Here is a 21,978-nt window from a genome sequence, read left to right on the forward strand (position 1 = left end):
TCTAAGCTCTTCAGGTCTCACTTCTAATCTTATTCGATGCCGCCGTTACCGTTGCGGGAGTAGCCTTTAATGACGCCCCGGCCCGAGTTGCGGATGAAGTTAACTACCTCGTCGCGCTCCGGGGAAGGAGCCAATTCTAGCTCAATCTGGTCGAGGGCGGCGGCGTTATTGAGGCCACTAAGGAAAAGGAGGCGGTAGAGCTGCTGAATTTCGGCAATTTTCTGATCGGAAAAGCCCCGGCGGCGCAGCCCAATGCTGTTGATGCCCACGTAGGTAAGCGGCTCGCGGCCGGCCTTCACGAAAGGGGGCACGTCCTTCCGGATCAGAGAGCCCCCCGAAATCATGGCGTGCTGGCCGATGTGCACAAACTGGTGAATGGCCGAGGAGCCCCCCACAATAGCAAAATCACCGATTTCGACGTGGCCCGCTACCTGCACCGTGTTGGCCAGAATGCAGTTGTTGCCAATTACGCAGTCGTGGGCTACGTGCACGTAGGCCATGAGCAGGCAGTTGGCGCCTACCACGGTCTTGAGCTTGTCCACGGTGCCGCGGTTCACCGTCACGCACTCCCGGATAACGGTATTGTCGCCGATGTACACAGTGGTTTTCTCGCCGGCAAACTTCAGGTCCTGGGGCTGGGCGGCAATAACGGCGCCCGGAAAAATCTTACAATTCTTGCCGATGCGGGCCCCGGCCATAATCGTGACGTTGGGTCCAATCCAGGTGCCTTCCCCGATTTCCACGTCCTGATCGATGGTCGTGAAGGGTTCCACTACCACGTTCTGGGCGATTTTGGCTTCGGGGTGGATATAGGCGAGCGGCTGGTTCATTCTGTTCAATTAAAAATTGAGAATTAAGAAGGTAAGAGCGAAGAGAATGGCAGTTCCTGAACGGTCAGGGCCATGTTTAATTCTTCAACCTTAATTCTTTTTCACAATGCTGGCCGACATTTCCGCTTCCATCACCACTTTCCCGTTCACGTAGGCCTTGCCGCTCATTTTGGCAATGCCGCGCTTAATGGGGGCCGTCAGGTCGCACTTGAAAATGATGGTGTCGCCGGGCTTCACCATGCGGCGGAAGCGGCAGTTTTCGATGCCCAGGAAGTACGTCCAGTAGTTCTCCGGGTCGGGCACCGTGTTGAGCACCAGAATGCCGCCGGTCTGGGCCATGGCCTCAATTTGCAGCACGCCGGGCATCACGGGGTTACCGGGGAAGTGACCGGGGAAGAAGGGCTCGTTCATCGTCACGTTCTTCACGCCGGTTACCGTGTTGGCGTCCAGGTGTATGATCTTGTCGATGAGCAGGAAGGGGTAGCGGTGGGGCAGGGTAGCGGCAATCTTATTAATGTCCATCACCGGCTCGCGCGCGGGGTCGTACGTGGGCACGGCGCTGGTATGGGCCTCCATCATCTTTTTCTTGATGCGTTTGGCGAAGGCCACGTTGGCCGCGTGCCCGGGGCGGGCCGCCAGGATCTGGCCCTTGAGCGGCCGGCCTACCAGGGCCAGGTCGCCTACCAGGTCGAGGAGTTTGTGGCGGGCAGGCTCGTTTTTGTAGCGCAGGTCCACGTTGTTCAGGATGCCTTCCTTTTTCACGGCCACCTTGGGCTTGCCCAGCATGGTCGCCAGGTCGTCGAGTTCCTCGTCGCTCACCACGCGGTCCACTACCACAATGGCGTTGCTCAGGTCGCCGCCCTTGATGAGGTTGGACTTGTAGAGGGCTTCCAGCTCGTGCAGAAAGCAGAAGGTGCGCGAGGAGGCAATTTCCGTCGTAAACTGGTCGATGTGGGTCAAAGAGGCGTGCTGGGACCCGAGCACCGGCGAGTTGTAGTCTACCATCACCGTGAGGCGGTAAGAGTTCAGGGGCAGGGCGGCCAGCTCCACGGCCCGGGCGTTGTCCACGTAGCGGATTTCGTCGGGAATCTCGAAGTAGTTGCGCAGGGCGTTTTGCTCTTCCAGGCCAATTTCCTGTAGGGGCTTGATAAACTCGAAGCTGGAACCATCCATAATGGGCGGCTCGGGCCCGTCCAGCTGAATCAGCACGTTGTCGATCTGCAAGCCTACCAGGGCGGCCAGGGTGTGCTCCACGGTATTCACGCGGGCCCCGTTCTGCTCAATGGTGGTGCCGCGGGAAAGGTCTACTACGTTGTCCACGTCGGCATCCACAATGGGCTGGCCGGGCAAATCAATGCGCTGAAACTTGTAGCCGTGGTTGATGGGGGCGGGGCAGAACGTCATGGTGGCCTGCACGCCGGTATGAAGGCCAATGCCACTCACGGTGACGGGGGCCTTAATGGTATGTTGCTTGTCGTTCATTCTTTGGCTGTTAGCTAATAGCTCCTAGCTGTTAGCTGACGTTCAGAACCGGTGGCCGGTCAGAGACATTAAGTAAAGGAAGCCCCAAGAACTAACAGCTAATCGCCATCAGCCAACGGCTTCCACGGTGTAAAGCTAGGGCTTTTCCGGTTCGGTACGGCGGCGTTCCAGCTGGGTGAGCCGGCGCTCCAGATCGGGCAGGTGACGGAACACGGCGTTGGCGCGCAGACTGTCGCGCAGGTTGAAGGCGGGGGAGCCCTGCAGCAGAATACCTTCTTCCTTGATGGATTTGCCTACCCCCGACTGGGCCGTAACGGTGGTGCGGTTGGCCAGGCTCAGGTGGCCGGCAATGCCCGCCTGCCCGGCCAGCACGCAGAAGTCACCGATTTTGGTGGAGCCCGAAATACCCGTCTGGGCCGCTACCACCGTGTGGCGCCCGATTTCCACGTTGTGGGCAATCTGCACCAGGTTGTCGATTTTGGCGCCCTCCCGGATGATGGTCGAGCCCATGGTGGCGCAGTCGATGGTAGCGTTGGCGCCTACACTCACGTTGTCTTCCAGCACCACGTTGCCAATTTGCGGAATGGTGCGGTAGGAGCCATCGGGCTGGGGCGCAAAGCCGAACCCATCGGAGCCGATAACGGCCCCGGCGTGCACCGTGCAGCGGGCCCCAATAACGGTTTCGGCGTAGATTTTTGCCCCGGCGTACAGAATGGTGCCGTCCCCGATTTTGCACCGGTCGCCGATGAACACGTGAGGGAAAATCACCACGTCGCGCCCGATTTCACAGTTTTCCCCGATGTAAGAGAAGGCCCCGCGGTAGTGGTTTTCGCCGATGGTGGAGCTGGCGGCCAGGTAGGCGGGCTGCTCCACGCCGCGCTTACCCGTGCGAGTAGCTTGTTGGTAAAACTCCAGCAGGGTTGTGAAGCTGGTGTAGGGGTCATCGACCCGAATTAGGGCCGCCGTGGTGGGCTGGCGCAGCTCCAGCGTGCGGCTCACGATGACGGCCGAGGCAGCCGTGGTGTAGAGGTAGGGCTCGTACTTGGGGTTGGCCAGAAAGGAGAGAGCCCCCGCCTGGGCTTCTTCGATTTTTGCCAAGCGGTTGATTTGCTGGGCGGCGTCTCCTTCAACTGCTCCGCGCAGTACTTCTGCTATCTGGCCTACGGTGAATTCCATCGGGCAAAAGTAGAGAAATATCTATTTCCCGGCGCGAGGTGCCGCTACGGGAGCCGGCACGGAATAGTTGGCAGGCGGTACTAGCGCCTGATAGATAGTAGCTCCCGCATCGGAATACACGGGGTGGTAAGCGGCGGTAAGCCAGGCCGGCAGCGTGGTTTGGCCGCGGAATAATACTACGTAGTCGTAGCGGGTGCCCTGGGCCGAGGCGGCTTCAAACAGCCACAGGGGGTAGCCCGTGGTAAGGGCGTAGTGATGAAAGTAAAGCTTGTGAAACGGGGCATCGAAGTACACGCGGCGCGCCTGCCGGGGCCGGAGCCAGGCGTAGGCTTGCCGCAACTGCTGGTCCTGGGCTTGCGCACCCTGCACGCTGTAGCGAAAATGGGCCACCTGGTAGAGGCCGTAGAGACTGAGTAGTCCCCCAATGCCCACCAGCGCCAGCGGCTGGGACACGCGCAGCCGCTGCAGCACCCACTCACCGAAGGCTGCTACCCCCAGAAAAAAGAAAAACGTGCCGTAGAGCAGTACCCGCGCCGGGCTATACACTAGCTGAATGGGCATAAACACGAAGGGCAGCAGCACCAGCACCGCCGCCGGCAAGGCTACCCGCCGCCAGCGGTGCGGTAGAACGGGCAGCACCAGCAGAACGGCCGCCAGCATCACCACGAAGCCGGGCACGCTCAGCTGCTCGTGCCCAAACAGCTCCCGGGCAGGCTGGTAGAGGTAAAGACCGTAGGACTGCCAAAATTCGGCTAAGTACTGGGGCGCAATGTATTGGTTGGCCGCCAGGGCCCGCAGACCCGTAACGCCGATAACCGGCCCGTAGGCCACAAGTGCCCCGGCGGCTACCAGCAGCGTGGCCGCCGCCAGCCGCCGCAAGCCAGCTAGGTTGCCCCGCCGCAGAAACACCACTCCCATCCAAAAGCCTAAGGAAACCAGTGGGTAGGCGTAGGTAGGAATGGTGTACAAGCCCAGCACTCCCGTAATAATGAACAGCCCCCAGCCCAACTGCTCGTACCGGGGCGCGTGCAAAACGGTCAGCATGGCAAAAAACTGTCCCAGCGCCACTACTATCAGCAGAAAGTAGCCGCGCCCGGCCATGGCATAGTACAGGCACAAGGGCGAAAGGCAGAACAAGCCCACCGCCAGCGTAGCCGTCCGGAAGTTGGTCACGCGAATCAGGAGGGCGTAGGCTGCCGCGGTGCCTGCCAGGCTGATGAGCAACGTGGGCAGCCGCAGCACCAGCACATCATTTGCAGTAAACCAGCTGACTACCCAGCAACTTAGGCTAAATAGAATGTGGTTGTTGGGAATGGGGTAGAAGCTGGTACTTGCCACTAGGCCGCCCCGCACAAAGTAATCGTAGGTAGCTACCTCGTCGGTGCTGAGCGGATACACCTGGTAGTAGTACAGCCGCAAGCCCAGCACCCCAAGCAGCAGCAGAGCCGCCAGCAGCTTTTCGGTTCTTGAAGTCTGCTGCACAGCCTGGGCTACGCTGTGGCTGGCTTCCTGGAGTTGCTGGCGCAGCTCCTGAATTTCGCGCTGAAAACGCCCGCTTCGTAGCAAATATGCCACCAGTGCGGCGGCGGCCGCCGCTACCCCCAGCAAGCTCCAGCGTAGCAGAGCAAGCCGAGCGGGCGTCGCCTGGAGCACAAACTCGGGCATTTCGTTGCGGCCGTAAATACCCTGGCGCAGGGCTTGCAAATCGGCCAGCGAAACCCAACTGTAAAGCAAACCCAGGCTCCCGCTCAGCGCCAGAAAAAACAGCGCCAGCAAGCTTAGGGGCAAATCGGTAAAGGAGCGTCGAAGGAAAGCGAACATGCGCGGCGAAGATGAAACGACGACACTGCGCGGCCAGCGGCGCGGCAACGCAGCAGACCGCCGCTACAGAATTTCCTTGGGGTAGCAGATGTAGTGTTTCTCTACCCGCTGACTGATGGCGCGAATATTAGGCAAATCCGAAGCCTCCGCCACGTTCACAACCCGGCCGCGCTTGGTCAGCACATCAATGGGGTCCTGGCCGTCGGCGTCGTAGGCGTTGTTGCTGATGCGGCCGGCAATCATCAGCTGGGTTGCATCCTGGGCCGAGAGCTGGAAGTGCTCGGCAATCAGGTCCACGATGCCCAACTGGAAGTCCTCGTCGAAAGCCTCCGTCTGGAGCGTGATTTTAAACAGGTGCCGGTCGAGCAGGCTTTGGGCCAGGTAGTTCAGTACTTTGTCAGGGTGGTCGGCCCAGAGCTTCACGGCGCCCCACACGTCGGTATCGTCGAGGCGGGTGAAGCGGCGCAGAATCTCATCGTCCTGCTCAAACTCCCGCTGCGTGACGCTGCGTGAGAGAAAGAAATGCAGGTTGGGCGAGGCGGGCACCTCTACGCCGGCTTGCACCAGGTCGCGGGCCCGCTGCATAATACGGATAACCATCTGCTCGGCAGACGTTACCGTTTTGTGCAGGTACACTTGCCAGTACATCAGCCGCCGGCTCACCAGAAAGTTCTCGATGCTGTACACCGCTTTTTCCTCCAGCACCAGCCGCTCGTCTACCACGGTCAGCATCTTGATGAGACGGTCGGCGCCGGGGCGGCCTTCCTGCACGCCGGTGTAAAAGGAGTCGCGGTTGAGGTAGTCCAGGCGGTCCATATCCAGCTGGCTGCTCACCAGTTGGTGGAAGAATGGCCGCGAGTAGGTGCCTTCGAAAATCTGAATGGCCAGGTCCAAAGCCCCGTGGAACTGGGTGTTGAGCTTGCGCATCAGGTGTAGGCTCAGTTCCTCGTGGTGCACGTCGTGGAAGATGCTGCGCTCCAAGGCGTGGGAGAGGGGGCCGTGGCCCACGTCGTGCAGCAGAATAGCGGCCATGGCGGCCTCGCCTTCCTTGGCCGAAATCTGCACGCCTTTGTCCTTGAGCGTGCGCAGGGCCAGGGTCATCAGGTGCATGGCACCCAGGGCGTGGTGAAAGCGCGTGTGCAAAGCCCCCGGGTACACAAAGCTGGTGAGGCCCAGCTGCTGAATCCGGCGCAGGCGCTGAAAGTAGGTGTGCTCAATTAGGTCAAACAGCAACTCCGTGGGGATGGTGACAAAGCCATACACCGGGTCGTTGAAGATTTTCTTTTTGTTCATTGATAGGGTCTTGGGGGCTTAGGATCTTGGGGTCTTGGAATTTCTGACCTTATCCCTGCGCTCGTCAGTCATGCTTATCCGGTAGGTTAGCTTTTATTTTTTGGTAATACGCTGTAAGCATGCGACGCAGCCTTTCTACGTCGGGCAATATCTGGCTAGCGGTTTCCGTTGAGATATATTCAAGGCCCTGCGCTAGCAGAAGCTGAGACTCCAACTCGCTGGCCGAGCCCATAGCAATGGTTAGGAAACGCAGTAAATCTGGTGCTGACTGCCTACCGCAGCCTTCTGCAATATTATGGGGAACTGACGCAGACGATCGGCGCAACTGGCTGGTAAGACCGAAAAGTTCTTCTTTCGGAAAACTGCGGGTCAGTTGATAAATACGCAAGGTTAGATCTTGACCTTCCTGCCAAATCCGCAGTTTGCGAAAATCGAACATAAACTATATAAACCGAGTAAATGGACCTTTACTAACCTGATCTATGTCAGCTAGGACGGAATCTTATTGCCAGGATTCACGGTAAAGCTAGTTGCTTTGCTGCATTGCAGCATCCAAATGACTTGGGTAGGCAAAACTAAGCCCCCAAGACCCCAAGACCCCAAGACCCCTCTTATGCAACAATACAGCATCCTCTGGGCCGATGACGAAATCGACCTCCTGAAACCTCACATTCTCTTTCTTAAGGAGAAAGGCTACGACGTAACCGGCGTGAACTCCGGGGCCGACGCCCTCGAGGAAATTCAGGAGAAGACCTACGACATCGTGTTCCTGGATGAAAACATGCCCGGCCTGACGGGCCTGGAAACCCTCACCGAAATCAAAGCCGTGCGCCCTACCGTGCCCGTGGTCATGATTACCAAGAGCGAGGAAGAGCACATTATGGAGTCGGCCATCGGGGCTAAAATTGCCGACTACCTCATTAAGCCCGTCAACCCCAACCAGATTCTGCTGTCGGTGAAAAAGGTGCTTGACAACAAGCGCCTTATCAGTGAAGCCACTAACTCTGGTTACCAGCGCGACTTCCGCCAGTTGGGCATGCAGCTCTCCGACCGGCTCAGCCCCTCGGAGTGGGCTGAGGTGTACAAGAAGCTGGTGTACTGGGAGTTGGAAATCAACGAGACGGAGGGTAAGAGCATGGCCGACGTCTTTAACATGCAGAAGGACGAAGCCAACACCTACTTCGGCCGCTTTATCACGGAGAACTACGAGGACTGGGTGAACGGCGACGACAAGGACGCCCCGCTCATGTCGCACCAGTTGTTCAAGGAGCGGGTGTTTCCGATGCTCAAGGATACCGGCGACACGCCCGTGTATTTCGTGCTCATCGACAACCTGCGCTACGACCAGTGGAAAGTACTCGAGCCCATCATTGCTGACCTGTTCACGGTGGACTCCGAGGAAACCTACTATAGCATTCTGCCCACTACTACGGCCTACGCCCGCAACGCCATTTTCTCGGGCATGATGCCCGGCGACATCCAGAAGAAATACCCCAACCTGTGGGTGTGGGACGACGACGACGAGGGTAAAAACATGCACGAGGCCGAGTTCATGGAAATCATGTTCCAGAAGGCCGGGCAGAAAGCCAAGTACAGTTATAACAAGGTGACCAACCTGCAGGCTGGCAAAGACTTGCTGGGCAAAATGGCCAACCTGCACAACAACTACAAGCTCAACGTCATCGTCTACAACTTCGTGGACATGCTCAGCCACGCCCGCACCGACATGGCCATGATCCGGGAGCTGGCCGCCGACGAATCGGCCTACCGGAGTATTACCCGCTCGTGGTTCCTGCACTCCCCGCTCTACGAAATGCTCCAGCAGATTTCCGAGCGCAAGGGCAAGCTCATCATCACCACTGACCACGGTACCATCCGGGTGAAGCGACCCTACAAAATTGTGGGCGACCGGAACACGAACACCAACCTGCGCTACAAGCACGGCAAAAACCTGGGCTTCGATGACTCCCGCGACGTGTACACGGTGCGCAAGCCGGAGCACATCTTCCTGCCCCGCGAAAACGTGAGCACCGCCTATGTCTTCACCGTCGGCGACTACTTCTTCGCCTACCCCAACAACTACAATTACTACGTGAACTACTACAAGGACACGTTCCAGCACGGCGGCATCTCGCTAGAGGAATGCATCATTCCGTACGTAGTGCTCAGCCCGAAGGGGTAGCAGAAGTAGAAACAAACAAAAAGGCCGGTCAGTTGACCGGCCTTTTACGTGAATACCAGAGGATTTTCTACAGATGCTGGTTCGGCTTACTATGATTCCGCCGGATTGCCGGGAGCAGGAAACTGGTTATCAAAAAAGGCAGCAAAAGTCCTAGCGTCTGAATGGGGAAAAGGAATACCACGGCGTCTAGCGGCCAGTAGATGGCAAACAACACGAATAGGGGTGCCCAGATCAGAAACAGATAGTGCCTAGTGGTTTTGCGGGTGCTGGAGCCTTGGGTTAAGTAGAATACGGCGCCCAGATATAGCAGCTGAAATACCCAGGCAATAGCCAGAAGCCAGTGATATAAGGTCTCAAAATCACTGTCCCGCATGCTGTCCATGGTCAGCAGCAAAGTGTTAAGCATAGCAGGGTACGTACATTGTGAAATGGAGGGATGCTAACCTGGCAAAGATATCAGAGGCCCGAAGCTACTTATCCAGCCACTTTTTGCGCCACTCTGGTTGGGGCTCTGGCTTTGTACTTGAAAATGGAAGCACGCAGGTATACACCAGCGTGGGGGCCCATATCGGCAGCATGAATATTCCGAAGGTGAGAAACATGACCAGCGCAAACGGAAAACCTAGCAGGCAAAAAAGCAGCAACGGAGCGTACAAAGTCAGGTAGCTCCTAGCTAAACTGGAGCCTTTCCGCCGGGATTTACGTGCCAGCCGAATGCAGATGAATTGCGGAATCCAAAACACCAGGCTGTACGCCACAACATAGAAAGTCCATTCGCTACTCAACTTCTTAGGGAGGAAATAAGACCATATAGGGAACTGAAATATATACCAAAAACAAAGCGGATGCTCAACTGAGCATCCGCTTTGTTTTTGGGTCTGGTAGCTACCGTCTAGCGGCTTGGCGTTCTTCCTCTTTGGCACCCCCGCCGCACTTGGTAGGTGCCAGTTAGTTGTTTCCGAAGCGGTAGGTAAAGGCCAGCGTGCCAGCTGCGAATTACTGCTGTTGGTTCAGCTCGTAGAGTACTACGGTATGCGGGTACTTGTTATAGGGTTTGCTGTGCAGCTCATCCACTTTGCGGCCGAACTGGTTGAACAGGTTCTGCATTTCGGTGGTAGCATAGAAATACTGGGTGTGGTACCAGGCAGGCTGGCCCACGTACTCGCCAATGGCGTTGCGGTTCAGGTAATCGAACACAAACCAGAGGCGCTTTTTGCCCTTGAGGTCTGGAATATCAGCCCGCATTTTCTGCATGAATTCAGCCGAGCTCCGAACGTCATTTTTCAGATTATGGCCCTGCACGGCAGTAAAGGGGAGTTGATAGGCCTCCTTGTAGTACTGGTAGGCGTGGGTCATGTTCCAGAATACGTACACCACGTCGCCGGGCTGGTAGTGGGCATTGATGTAGAGCAGGGGGCCGCGGTTGTCCTCGTAGTTCATGAACATATCGGGGTTGGCCAGCTGCCGGCCCGTGTTGATGCAGAGCGGCAGAAACAGCAGGGCCACCACCGTATAAAACAGGGCTCGGCGCCGGGCCAGCAGCTCCTGCAAGCCATCTACTCCAAGCCCAATGAAAAGCACCAAGGCCGGGGCCAGAAACAGCACGAACCGGGCGTAGAAGGGATACATCTTTACCCCGGAAGCCAGCATGGCAAATACCAGGGGTAGGAACAAGCAGAAAAACAAGGTGCGGTTGCGCTTGAACAGCACCACCATGCCGCTCAGCAGCAAGCCCGCCGGCAGCCAGCCCATTTTAAACAAGTAGCGCCATTTGCTTTCCTGCCAGGGTGCCAAGTCGCCATCCAGGGTCAGGAGCACGCCCAGCGGATGCACCAGCAAGTTGTAGGGACGTTGGGCGTACCATACCACATCCTTAACGGAGGTAGGAGGCAGGGGCATGAATCCGTCGTAGACCTTGGCAAAGAAATCAATCAGCCAGCTCGACTGCGGATATTTGCTGATAATGAGCACGTACTGCACCCCAAAGCTCACCAGCCAGAGCGAGAATGGTATCAGGTAGAGGGCAAACTGGCGCCAGCGGGTAGTCAGCACCCAGCGCCCACTGACGGCAATGGCAATGCTAGCCAGCACAAAAATGGCCGAAAACGAAAACCACAGGATGATGGCCCCCAATACCCCCCAGGTCAGCAGGGCAGGCAAGGAAGCGCTTTTGTGAAACCGGATGTAAAGCCAGAGGCACAACGTGGCCATGAACAGCTCCGTGCTGTACTGCTTGGCCTCCACGGAGTGGTAAATGCAGGCCGGCGACAGGGCCAGAATGCCCACGGCTACTACTGCTCCCCAGGTTTTGAGGTAGTGCCGCGCGATAAGCGTAAACACCCCGAGCGTGCCCACCCCGCAGAGCAACGGAAACAGGCGCAGGGCCATTTCCCGCTTGCCAAACAGCAGCACGCTCAGCCGGCTAACCCAGAGGTAGCCAATGGGAGCCTTCTGCTCATACTGAAACGGCTGGGTGGCCAGTTCCCAGAACCCCATATTAATGGTGTTCACGTTCAGGTACAGCTCGTCGATGAAGAAGGAGCGGTTGTTCAGGAAGTGAAACAGGCGGATGCCTACCCCCAACAGTAGCAGGCCGTAGAGCAACCAGGTAACATCAGGCCGGGTGCCAGCGCGCGGACGCAGCGTAGCGGCCGGCTCGGCGCGCCACGCGGGCAGCGCGGCGGTAGTCGACTTAAAGGGGGCCAGCATAGCGAAAAGTAGAGTTCCGAGAAAAGGACAAGCGGCACTTAGCCGTTCAGCTTAAAGTGGTCTTCGAGCAGGCCGTGCAAGCCGGGCACATCCACAAACATGAGGCCCGTGAGCAGCAGGCAGAACAGCACCACGTAGAGCATAAACCACTTGCGGGTGTAGAGCTTTTCGGAGCCCTGCACCGGCGAGTCTTTCAGCAAGCCAATGCGCAGGTACCAGGAGAACAGCAGCGCGAAAAACGGAAAGCTGATGAGCAGCTCTACCCGGTTCTTGATCAGGAAAATGCCCAGGAAAAACGCCGAGGTCAGGGCGTAGAAGAACATGGAAATCAGCAGGCTGTGCTCGGTATAGAACTTAAACGAGCGGCGGTACAGGCCGGCCAGCGCCGGGTCGCCGATGAGGCGGTATTCGGCGAAGCGCTTGGTTGCCATCAGGAAAGCGCCGCCCATCCAGTAAGCAATGATGATGCTGGTGGGCGGGAAGCTGTTGAACAGCTGCACGGCATCCAGATTGGCAAAGCCCAGGGCGGGCGCTACCGTAAACCAGCCCAGGGCAAACCGAATGGGGTTGTTCACGGATTCCGACAGCACGTCAATGTAAGGGCGCTCCTTGGTGCGGAAGGGCCGTACATTGTACATCACGCCCATAAACAGCAGAAAAGCCGATACGCACAAAAACTGCACGCTAATGGTGTAGGCAATGGTCAGGCCCACGGCCGCCAAGCCAAACCACTCGGAGTACACCAGCACCGGATTCACGACCCGCACCACGGAAGTGCGTTTCTTTTTCAGGGGATGAAACTTGTCGAATTCGGCGTCCAGGTATTCGTTGATGACGTAGTTGGCCGAGGCCACCAGGCAGGTGCTCACAATCCCCAGCAACATGTTGAGTACCAGGGGCACGTCAATGTTCGTGCGGTTATACACGATGATGGCGAACAGCATTCCGGGCACCATAAACACATTCTTGACCCAGTTATCGGGGCGCGCAATGGCTACGTAGTCCTTGAGCTTGGCTGGGAGCAGCACCAGCGGCTCCTCCGGATTCTGCATATCAAGATGAATGGACGTCTGATTCATAGGGAGTTGGCTGTGAGGTAGTAGAAAGCTGATTCGTTAGAGTTTCGTAAAAAGTGAAGGTTGGGAAAGGCTGTTTCTCGACTATGAGGTAAGGCATGCCGGCCGCTTCGGCACAGGCGCCGTCCAGTTCGGGCCGGTCACCAATGAACAGGCACTGCTCCGGGGGTAGGCCTAGCTGCTGGCAGATGTGGAGCAGCCCTTGGGGGTGGGGCTTGAGGCGGTTGATGGCCGGGTCAGTAGAGCTGATAACGATGTCGGCCTCCAGCTCCAGGGCCGCCAGCTTCGCCTGGGCCGGATAATCGGAGTAGACGCCGATGCTAATGCCACGGGCCCGGAGCGCGGCAAAAAAACCGGCCACGCCGGGGTAGCGGCAGGGCAGCAGAAATTGGTTGGGGTACTGAAACATCCACCGCTCCACCACGGCCCGCACCTGCTGGACTGGGTAGCCCCCGGCCCGTGCCGCCCAGGCGTACTGATCGGCCTCTAGATCGGGGCCGGCGTAGGCTGTTTGCTTTTCCCGCTCGGCCCGAAACCGGCGCAGCATTAGCAGCTCCGGCAGCTTCCAGGGCCGGACGCCATAGTATTGCAGCAAAGACTTCAACATGCGCTTGCGCAGCTTGCCCTGCGTATAGAGCGTGCCATCGACATCAAAAATCACGCAGTTGAGGTTCGCCCAGTTAATTGGCACAGTATTAATCATATCGATAATATTAAAATTAATACTGGATAAGCACAAATTAAAAAATAGTTAATGCTATTTCCTCCCGTGGAAGCTATAGGACGATTTTGGGGTGTATAGTGCTTTACAGCAGTAGTTTGCGTGTATCTTATGACAATGATAGTTAAAATAATTATATGTTTATTTATATTCAACAAGCACTCAGATAGTAAGCCTTAGTCTTAATAGGGTTTCCTATACTATGGTCGGAAGTCGAATGGATTCTCCCCAATCTGGCTGTTATTAGCCCTAGCAGAGGCAAGCATGGGGAGTGAAAAGCGTTGCGAAGCAGTTGTTAATTTCCCTTCGATCCGCCTAAAACAGTCAGCGCCCACAAGGTGAGCTCCGGGATAAGAGCCTGCCTTGTGGGCGCTGTAGAAAAAGTAAGGTGTGGTAGAGGAGTAGGAGGGCAACTAGTTCATGCCCTACTGCCCTCCGGCCCGCCGCTTCTCGTCTTCGGCTCCGCCGCCCCGGCGCTTGGTGGGCGCCAGCTTATCGTTGCCGAAACGGTAGGTGAAAGCCAGTGTAGCTAGTCGCGAATCCTGGCGCTGGTAAAAGCGCTCCACGTAGTTGTCGTAGGAGGAAACGGCCCGCTGCGGCTGGGTAAAGAAGATGTCGGCCACGCTGAGTTTGAGGTTGCCCTTGCGGTTCCAGAGGCTTTTCTGGATGCCCGCGGCCACTTCCCCGTTGGGCCGGGCCAGGATGAAGCCGTACACCTCCCGTGACTGGTAGGAGCCGTTCAGCTCGGCGCTCCAGCCCTTCCCAAAGGGGAACGTGTGGTTGGAGCTAAGGGTGAATGAACTGCGGCCCCGGTTGAGGTTCGTGCCGGCCAAGTTGCCCTCGAAGCGGCTATAATAGAGCACGGCGTTGTTATACATATTCCACCACTTGGCTACCTCCACCGGGGCCGTGAAAGTGAGGGCGTAGTAGTGCTGGCGCGTTAGGTTCTGGGTAGTCGACACTACCGTGCTATCCGATTCCGGCTGTACTACCCCAATCAGCGGGTTGCTGGTTAGGCTGTAGCTCAGCCCCAGGCTGTACTTCTGGCGGTAGGTATGGTTCAGCTCAAAATTGTAGCTGGTCTGGGGGCGCAGGTCGGGGTTGCCGGCCCCGGAGGTGGTCTTGTCGATGATGATGCGGAAGGGGTTCAGCTGGTTATACGACGGCCTGTCGATGCGCCGGCTCAGGGAGAGGCTGGTTTCGTGCTTGTCGGAGAAAGTCCGCTTCAGGGCTGCGCTTGGGAACAACTGGAAGTAGTGACGGTCGAAGTTGGGCGTGCGGCCCACCTGCACGACGTCCTGCTTGCCCACGGCGTTGGTTTGCTCGGCGCGCAGGCCGCCCTGCAAGCTCAGCTTGGGCAGGCTGTAGTTCAGGTTAAAATAGCCCGCATTGATGTTCTCATCGTAGCGGAAGCGGTTGGAGCGGTTTCGGTCCAGCTCCCCGTTGGTAAAGAACTGCACGTCGTTATCGGCGGAAACCAGGCTGGCCTTGGCCCCAGCTTCTAACCGCAGCTGCTTGCTCAGGGGCTGCACGTAGTCCACCTTCGCCGACTGAATCGTGAGTAAGCCCTGCTGGTCGCCGATGATGGTTTCGCCCACTTGCTCGGCGCCGTTGAAGCGCGTTTCTAGCCGCTGGTCGCGGGTAGTGCGGTAACGGGCAAAATCGGCGTCGGCAGTTAGCTCGTGGGTGCCCAGGGAATCAGGGAAGGTGTGGCGGAAGTTCAGGTTGCCGGCCACGTTGGCGTAGCGGCCCTGACGGTCATTGGTAGAAGCGTATTGCTGCTGCAGAGTCCGCTCCAAGTTGTTGACGGCCGTGTGGTTGCGACCGTTTTGCTCGTTGCGGTTTTGCAGGCCACTAACTACCCCGCCCAGCGTCGTGCGCTTCGAGAGGGTGTAGTCGAGCCCGGCCTTCCAGGTGTGGGAGCGGGACTGGTTGGGCGCCCGATTTTCCTGGTCGGTGGTTTGAATGAGCTGGCGCGGCAGCCGGCCGGTGGTGTCAACCCGGTAAAAGTCGCGGTGTATGCTCAGCTTGCCAATGCCGGCGCGGTCGGAGTAGTTATAGGAGCCAAACAGGTTCAGGTGCTGGCGGCGGTGGTTTACGCTCAGCCCCGACACGTATTTATTGTACTGGCTGCGGCCGTAGCTCAGGTTTACGGTGCCGTTGGTACCCAGGCGCTGGTCTTTCTTCAGGTTGATAGCAATAACGCCCGCCCCGCCCTGGGCATCGTACTTGGCCGGTGGGTTGGTAATCAGCTCGATGCTTTTCAGCTGCTCGGCGGGTAGGGCCCGCAGGTAGTCGGCCAACTCTGTGCCCGTCATGGGTTGGCGCTTGCCATCAATGAGCACCAGCAAGCCTTGTTTGCCCCGGAGTGCGAGGTTATCGTTGCCGTCCACCGTCACGCCTGGGGAGCGGCGCAGCACATCCAGGGAGGTATTGCCGGCCGCCAGTGTACTGCCCTCCACATTTACAATGGTGCGGTCGGCTTCCCGCTCAAAGGTTGGGCGTTGCCCCGTGATGGTTACTTCCTTGAGAGCCGTTGCCTTGTTGGGTTGTAGCGTTAGCGTCAGAGAAGATGGTGGCGAGCCGGCGGTAACTTCCAGCGGCCCGGCCCAAGCTCGCCCAAACCCTACCTGCGAAGCCGACACTAGGTAGCGCCCCGCGGCGGTCAACTCAAAGCGAAAAGCGCCCTTTTCGTCGCTAAACTCGGTTTTTACCACCGCCGAATCGGCGGCCCGGTGCAGCACCACGGTAGCATATTCCACGGCCCCCCCGGCACCAGTCCGGACTTGCCCACTGACGCCCTGACCTACTGCCCGCGTGAGGGGTAGCGCTGATAAAAGGAACAGCAAGGCGGATCCGCGCGGCTGCCCGGGATGCATAGTCTTCATGAGAAAGCAAGGTGAGATGGGAAAGAAAAATTAAGCGACCAGCCCCAAAAGGCGAGCTGAACAATAAGGCGGCCGTTCCGTGCTCAGCGACTACGAATAGTTTCGTAGTAAACATACGAATGATTTCGTATTTGAAAAATAAAATATTTTAAATACGAAATTTTTGGTTGATTCCGCTGCGCTGTTAGTGCCTAGGTAGCGGGGGGCAGGGCACCACAGTTTGTGGCAATGCGCTCTAGTAAGTAGCGCAGGGTGTTCAGGTCATTTTCGCTGAGCCCTTCCAGGGCTATTGCGCGGTTGCTGAGCACCACGGGCTCCACCGCGTCCAAGGTGCGGAGTCCCTCCACCGACACCCGCAGCTGGGTACGGCGGCCGTCGTGGGGTAGGGGTTCGGCCAGCAGCAGACCCCGCTCCAGCAGCAGCCGAATCATGCGGGCCACGGAGGCCTGATCTTTAAAAACCCGTTCGGCAATGTCGGTTTGGGTTAGGTCATCGGTTTCCTGAATCACTCGCAGCACCAGCCACTGGTCGATGCTAATACTAACGCCGGCCCGGTCGATGTTGGCCTGGGCCATGCGGCGGTACTGCCGAATGGCTTTGTCCAGGGAGTAAAAGATAACGCTGGAAAGCATGAGCTGTTGTATGATGTATCATATAGATGTATGATACATCATACAGGTTGCGCAAAGCCTACAAAATATGTGCAGTTGCCTGTATCCAGGAGTGTATAGGAGAGCAGAGACAGGTAGAATCGACTTTACAAAAACGTCCTGCAGAGCCGCAGGCAAAGCAGTACGTTCATTTTCTCTACTTGCCATTTTATTAGCAGGGTTTCCTGCTTGGCTGTTCGTCGATTCTACCTCTTGTTCATATGTCCTGTAATGCAAAGCCTGGCCTTCTTTGTAGAAAGCCAGGCTTAATAAGCAGTCAGCGCAAGACTAGTGAAGTTACTGACCGGTAGCGGCGCGGCGCTTTTCGTCTTCTGCGCCGGTAGCGCGGCGGCGAGCGGCGGCTACCTTGTCGTTGCCGAAACGGTAGGTCAGCGAAGCGGTAACCACCCGCGAGTCTTGGGCGGAGCGGTAGCTTTCCTCCAGCACCCGGTAGCGCGAAGTAACGCGCAGCGGGGTAGTGTAGAAAATATCCGTGGCGTTGAGTCGGATCAGGGTTTTGCCTAGCTGTTTCTGTACGCCGGCGCCTACCTGCCCAAACGAGCGGATGGTCTGGAAGGCAAACTGCTCCCGGGAGTTGTAGCTGCTGTTGAGGTCGGCGCTCCAGCCGTGGCCCAGTGCTAGGCTGTTGTTAAGGCTGATGATGGCGCCCGGCTGGCCAGCAGGAGGCGTTGCCCCATCAACTAAGCCCTGAAACTGAATGAAAAACAGTTCCGCGTTGGCGTACAGCTTCCACCACTTGGCCGGCTCCAGCGGGGCCGTCAGGGTCAGGCCGTAGTACTCCTGGGTGCGCAGGTTCACGTCGGTGGAGGCTACCAGCTGATCCGCGTCTAGTAGGTACACGTTCACCACGGGGCGGTTGGTGCGCGTGTAGCTCAGGGCCGTGCTGATTTTGTGGCGGAACGTGTGGGTCAGCTCGGCTTGCACGCTGGTAGCGGGCCACAGGGCGGGGTTGCCGGTGCGGTAGGAGGTAGCATCCACGTAGGAGCGGAACGGGTTTAGCTGGTTGTACGTGGGGCGGTCGAGGCGGCGGCTGAGGGCAAAGGTCAACTCGTGCTTATCCGACAAGGTCCGGCGCAACGTCAGGTTAGGAAACAGCTGGAAATAATGGCGGGAGAACGAGGTTTGGCCCACGTCCTGGCGGCCGGTGGCATTGGTTTGTTCCCCACGCAGGCCGGCCGTAACCGTCAGCTCCGGGCGGGTGCGGGTCAGGCTAACGTAGGCGGCATTGATGTTTTCTGAATACCGGAACCGGTTGGTAAGGCCCAGATCAACCTGGCTGACCCCGTCGCGAGTGCGCACGAACAGCACGTCGTTATCCGACGATACCTGGGTTATTTTCACGCCAGCTTCCAGGCGCAAGCGGTGCCGCAGGGGCCGGATGTAGTCGATTTTCGCGCCCCAGAGGGTAAGCGTGCCGCTTTGGTCGCCCAGCAGCGTGCCGGGGGTAGTCGTGAGCGGCGCCTGGTAGGTAGTGGCTAGGTCCAGGGTACGGGTAATGCCGTAGTGGGCCACGTCGGCATCGGCCGTCAGCTCGGGCGTGCCCAAGGAGTCCTTCGGGAACAGGTGGCGCAGCGTGAGGTTGCCGGCCACGTTCGGGGTCAGCAGGTTGCGGCGGTTAATGGAAATGGAGCGGCCTAGTAGCTGGTTCTGGGCATCAAAATAGGCGGCTTCGTTCAGGCCTTTAGAGGGTGTTTGGCTGCTCAGGCCGCTAACCACAGCGCCCAGGGTCGTTTGCTTACTGAGCGAGTAATCGGCGCCGGCCCGCCAGGTGTGCGACTGTAGGTGTCCGCGGGGCGTGTTGCGCTGCACCGTTTTGAGGCCCGTGGTGCCGGCGTCCTGCCGGTACGTTCGGCTGAAGTCAAGCTCCTGAAAACTCTGCCGGTTGGCGTAGGCGTAGGAGCCGTAGAGGTTGAGCTTTTTCTGCCGGTGGTTTAGGCTTAGGCCCGAGGTGAATTTGCCGTAGCGGCCCCGGCCGTAAGCGGTGTTCAGGCTGCCATTGGTGCCCAGGCGCTGGTCCTTCTTCAGGTTGATGGCAATGATGCCCGCTCCGCCCTGGGCATCGTACTTGGCCGGCGGATTGGTAATTAGCTCCACCGTACTCACCTGCTCGGCGGGCAAGGAGCGAAGCAGGTTGGCTAACTCGGCCCCGGTCATGGGTTGGCGCTTGCCGTCGATGAGCACCAGCAGGCCCTGCTTGCCCCGGAGTGCCAGGTTGTCGTTGGCATCCAGGGACACACCCGGGGCGCGGCCCAGCACATCCAGTACCGTATTGCCGGCGCTGAGCGTGCTGCCTTCCACGTTCACAATGGTGCGGTCGGCGAGGCGCTCGAAGGTAGGGCGTTGGCCCGTGACGGTTACTCCCTTGAGCTGGGTGGCGGCCCCGGCCGTCAGGACAAAGGCCAGGGGGGCCGGGAGGGGAGCGGCCGTTACTTCTAGCGGCCCCAGCCACGCGCGGCCATATCCCAGCTGCGCCGCCGACACTAGGTAGCGCCCTCCCACGGACGGTGCCAAGTGAAACTGGCCGGCCGCGTCGCTGAACTCAGTTTTAACAACGGCCGAATCGGCGGCCCGATGCAAGGTAATGGTAGCGTACTCCACGGCGGCACCAGTGCTAGTACGCACGGTGCCCACTACGGCAGCCGGGTGCACCTGGGCGCGAGTAGAGAACGGTAGGAGCAGTATTACAGCTCCCAGAACAGCAACGGACCCTCCAGTGAGGCGGGGTAAACAAAAGCGCATGGGCACACAATCCGGTGGTTAAATAAAGCGGAAAGTGCAATAGGGGGCAGATGGTCCGGCCAGCGCATGGATAAGAAACAGCGGCCGAAAAGGAGCAGGGTATTTAATTCTCAACCAGTAGGTTAGGAATCGAATGCCGGAAGATAGCAAGAACGTCGCATACTCCGCGAAAATAACCGGGCTAGTAGGCCAGCCCACGGAACAACAACGGGCCCCACCAGCAGCCTGGTGGGGCCCGTTGTTGTTCTGTGCTCATCGGAAAGCTATTAGGGACTAGCCGGCGCCAGCGGCACTAGCGTAGAGCCTCCAGCGCCGTCCGCAGCCGGGGCAGAGCCGCTTCAATAGATTCCAGGGAAGCGCCTCCCACCGACATACGGAACCAGGGCGCCGCGCCATCCGTCCCGAAGGCGCTGAAGGGCACCAAGGCCAGCCGCGCCTCGCTGATGAGGTAGGAAGTCAACTCTTTGGTAGTACTAAGAATCTGACCATCAGGGGCGGTTTTGCCCAGTACGTCTAGCTTGGCAGTCAGGTAGATAGCGCCCATCGGAACCATGGAGTCCACGGGCAGCCCCTGGGCTTTCATGGCTTGTAGGCCCTGGTGCAGAGCGTCGAGGCTATGTTGTACTTTCTCCTTGAACTGCTCCAGGAACTCATCCACGGCGGTAGTCTCGGGCAGATAGTTCGCGGTAGCAACCTGCTCGGCCTTGGGCGCCCAGGCTCCCACGTGGCCCAGAATAGACTTCATCTTGTCAATGACCACAGCCGGACCGAAGGCGTAGCCCACCCGCACGCCGGTAGCAGCCAGGCACTTTGAGATGCCGTCAATATACACGGTGTATTCGCGCAGGGCGGGGCGCAGGTTCACGGGGTCGTAGTGCTCGGTCGCGCCAAAGGTGAGCAGCCAGTAAATCTGGTCGTAGAGCAAATAAAGCGGCTTTTCTCCGGGCTGGCGGCGCTGATTTTCGGCCAGTACCACGTCGCAGATAGCCTCCAGATCTTGCTTGCTGAAAACGGTGCCCGTGGGGTTGAGCGGGGAGCACAACGCCAGCAGGGTAGCACCCGCTAGGTGGGGCGCCAGCTCCTCGGCCGTGGGCATGAAGTTGTTTTCGGGGCGGGTTTCTACCATCACGGCCTGGGCCGCAGAAAGATGGCAGTAGTGGTTGTTGTTCCAGCTGGGCACCGGGAATACCACCTTGTCGCCGGGGTCTACTAGGGCCAGGTAGGTAGCGTAAATGAGGGGGCGGGAGCCGCCGGCCACCAGAAAATCATTGGGCGAGTACGCCAGGCCCAGGCGGGTTTCGGTGAACGTAGCGGCCGCTTCGCGCAGGGCCGCCATGCCGTTGGCCGGGGGGTAGTTGGTGTGCCCGCTCTGGTAGGCGCGGGTAATTTCGTTTTGCAGCTCGGCCGGAATCGGGAAAATGCTCGGGTCGAAGTCGCCGATGGTGAGGTTGCAGATCTGCTCCCCCTTGCGAATCATATCGTTTACTTCGTTGCCGATTTTGATGATTTCGGAGCCGATCAGGCTACCGGCCATTCGGGAAACTTGCATGGTCAGGTCATGGTTTGGGTCGGCCAAATATAGAAGACCCTGACTGTCTGAAGCCCAGCAGCCCTGAAAACTCCCAAGAAACCCCTGTAGTTAGGGCGTATCCACCAGTGGGCGGCGCGCAGCAACTGGCCAAAGCTGGCCGGTTGCGGAGTCGTTGGAATGTAGCTCCTGGACCCAGCGGCGGTAATACTCAGTGGGGCGTTCTGATACGAGCTTCTGCTTAATCATCCGAACCGAAGATCGTCCCCAGTATCTATAACAAGGCTCGGTTCGATTCTGCAGCAGTACTTTCCGCGGAAGATGGGGTAGGGACCGGCATTGCGGCAGATTAACCAAATTTGTGGGCTCAAGTCAAACGCCTCACTTGTTCTGCCTCCTCCGATGATCAGTGAAACCATTCTCATTTCTTCGCTCGACGCGCTACCCCAGGCCGCCGCGCAGGTGCGCGCCGCTATGCACGGGCACTCCATCATTTGCTTCGAGGGCGAGATGGGCGCAGGCAAAACGACCTTCATCAAAGCCCTGTGCCAGAGCCTGGGCGTGCCCGACGACATCAGCAGTCCTACCTTCTCCCTCGTCAACGAGTACCGAGACGCCGAAAACCAGCCCATCTACCACTTCGATTTCTACCGACTGAACGATGTGCGGGAAGCCGAAGGCATTGGGGCCCTAGAGTACTTCGATTCTGGTTATCTTTGCCTAATCGAGTGGCCGAGCCGCGTCGAGGCGCTGTTGCCGCCCGAGCGACTGGTTATTACGCTTACCGTCACCGGCCCCTCTTCGAGGGAATTAAAAATTGAGAATTAAAAATGAAATGCGACTTGCCCTCCTCCAGTACTAA

Annotated in this window: 16 protein-coding genes; 2 read left to right on the forward strand and 14 right to left on the reverse strand. The window is 58.3% G+C overall.

What is annotated here, in order from left to right; translation table 11 throughout:
• Positions 1–29: 29 nt before the first annotated feature.
• The 6 genes from lpxA to MWH26_RS07450 form a co-directional block, all read right to left on the reverse strand.
• The gene (lpxA, locus tag MWH26_RS07425; protein WP_247976699.1) at positions 30–830 is read right to left on the reverse strand and encodes an acyl-ACP--UDP-N-acetylglucosamine O-acyltransferase; all 801 of its coding nucleotides are present in this window, start codon (positions 828–830) and stop codon (positions 30–32) included.
• A gap of 90 nt (positions 831–920) precedes the next feature.
• Positions 921–2,312 carry a bifunctional UDP-3-O-[3-hydroxymyristoyl] N-acetylglucosamine deacetylase/3-hydroxyacyl-ACP dehydratase gene (locus tag MWH26_RS07430; protein ID WP_247976700.1) on the reverse strand — a complete coding sequence of 464 codons (1,392 nt, stop codon included), beginning with the start codon at positions 2,310–2,312 and terminating at the stop codon, positions 921–923.
• Positions 2,313–2,447: 135 nt separating this feature from the next.
• Entirely contained in the window at positions 2,448–3,488 is a 1,041-nt protein-coding gene (gene lpxD, locus MWH26_RS07435; RefSeq protein ID WP_247976701.1) for a UDP-3-O-(3-hydroxymyristoyl)glucosamine N-acyltransferase, read from the reverse strand.
• A gap of 21 nt (positions 3,489–3,509) precedes the next feature.
• Entirely contained in the window at positions 3,510–5,309 is a 1,800-nt protein-coding gene (locus tag MWH26_RS07440; protein WP_247976702.1) for a glycosyltransferase family protein, read from the reverse strand.
• A 63-nt stretch (positions 5,310–5,372) separates the two neighbouring features.
• Complete coding sequence (locus tag MWH26_RS07445; RefSeq protein ID WP_244695964.1) at positions 5,373–6,602, reverse strand: HD domain-containing protein; 1,230 nt, start codon at positions 6,600–6,602, stop codon at positions 5,373–5,375.
• Between the two features lie 64 nt (positions 6,603–6,666).
• A complete protein-coding gene (locus tag MWH26_RS07450) occupies positions 6,667–7,041 on the reverse strand; it encodes a four helix bundle protein (protein WP_247976703.1) in 375 nt (124 codons plus the stop codon).
• Positions 7,042–7,215: 174 nt separating this feature from the next.
• Here MWH26_RS07450 and porX point away from each other — a divergent pair, with 174 nt between their 5' ends.
• Complete coding sequence (porX, locus tag MWH26_RS07455) at positions 7,216–8,784, forward strand: T9SS response regulator signal transducer PorX (RefSeq protein ID WP_247976704.1); 1,569 nt, start codon at positions 7,216–7,218, stop codon at positions 8,782–8,784.
• Between the two features lie 67 nt (positions 8,785–8,851).
• On the opposite strand, the gene MWH26_RS07460 is transcribed toward porX, so the two are convergent.
• The 8 genes from MWH26_RS07460 to MWH26_RS07495 all read right to left on the reverse strand — a co-directional run bounded on the left by MWH26_RS07460 (position 8,852) and on the right by MWH26_RS07495 (position 21,137).
• The gene (locus tag MWH26_RS07460) at positions 8,852–9,190 is read right to left on the reverse strand and encodes a hypothetical protein (protein ID WP_247976705.1); all 339 of its coding nucleotides are present in this window, start codon (positions 9,188–9,190) and stop codon (positions 8,852–8,854) included.
• Positions 9,191–9,780: 590 nt separating this feature from the next.
• Complete coding sequence (locus MWH26_RS07465; RefSeq protein WP_247976706.1) at positions 9,781–11,493, reverse strand: glycosyltransferase family 39 protein; 1,713 nt, start codon at positions 11,491–11,493, stop codon at positions 9,781–9,783.
• A 38-nt stretch (positions 11,494–11,531) separates the two neighbouring features.
• Positions 11,532–12,572, reverse strand: coding sequence for a UbiA family prenyltransferase (locus tag MWH26_RS07470; RefSeq protein ID WP_244695969.1), 1,041 nt, complete (start codon positions 12,570–12,572; stop codon positions 11,532–11,534).
• Complete coding sequence (locus MWH26_RS07475) at positions 12,547–13,272, reverse strand: HAD family hydrolase (RefSeq protein ID WP_247976707.1); 726 nt, start codon at positions 13,270–13,272, stop codon at positions 12,547–12,549. Before MWH26_RS07475 ends, MWH26_RS07470 begins: the two co-directional genes overlap by 26 nt.
• Positions 13,273–13,715: 443 nt before the next feature.
• Positions 13,716–16,178 carry a TonB-dependent receptor domain-containing protein gene (locus MWH26_RS07480; protein ID WP_247976708.1) on the reverse strand — a complete coding sequence of 821 codons (2,463 nt, stop codon included), beginning with the start codon at positions 16,176–16,178 and terminating at the stop codon, positions 13,716–13,718.
• 191 nt (positions 16,179–16,369) lie between these two features.
• Positions 16,370–16,810 (reverse strand): MarR family winged helix-turn-helix transcriptional regulator, encoded by a 441-nt coding sequence (locus MWH26_RS07485; RefSeq protein WP_247976709.1) that lies wholly within the window; start codon positions 16,808–16,810, stop codon positions 16,370–16,372.
• A 315-nt stretch (positions 16,811–17,125) separates the two neighbouring features.
• Positions 17,126–19,588, reverse strand: coding sequence for an outer membrane beta-barrel protein (locus tag MWH26_RS07490; RefSeq protein ID WP_247976710.1), 2,463 nt, complete (start codon positions 19,586–19,588; stop codon positions 17,126–17,128).
• 292 nt (positions 19,589–19,880) lie between these two features.
• Positions 19,881–21,137 (reverse strand): pyridoxal phosphate-dependent aminotransferase, encoded by a 1,257-nt coding sequence (locus tag MWH26_RS07495; RefSeq protein ID WP_244695973.1) that lies wholly within the window; start codon positions 21,135–21,137, stop codon positions 19,881–19,883.
• A gap of 381 nt (positions 21,138–21,518) precedes the next feature.
• On the opposite strand from MWH26_RS07495, the gene tsaE reads away from it, so the two are divergent.
• A complete protein-coding gene (gene tsaE / locus MWH26_RS07500) occupies positions 21,519–21,944 on the forward strand; it encodes a tRNA (adenosine(37)-N6)-threonylcarbamoyltransferase complex ATPase subunit type 1 TsaE (RefSeq protein WP_247976711.1) in 426 nt (141 codons plus the stop codon).
• Positions 21,945–21,978 lie beyond the last annotated feature (34 nt).

It is taken from the genome of Hymenobacter sublimis, from assembly GCF_023101345.1.
GTDB classification, from domain to species: domain Bacteria; phylum Bacteroidota; class Bacteroidia; order Cytophagales; family Hymenobacteraceae; genus Hymenobacter; species Hymenobacter sublimis.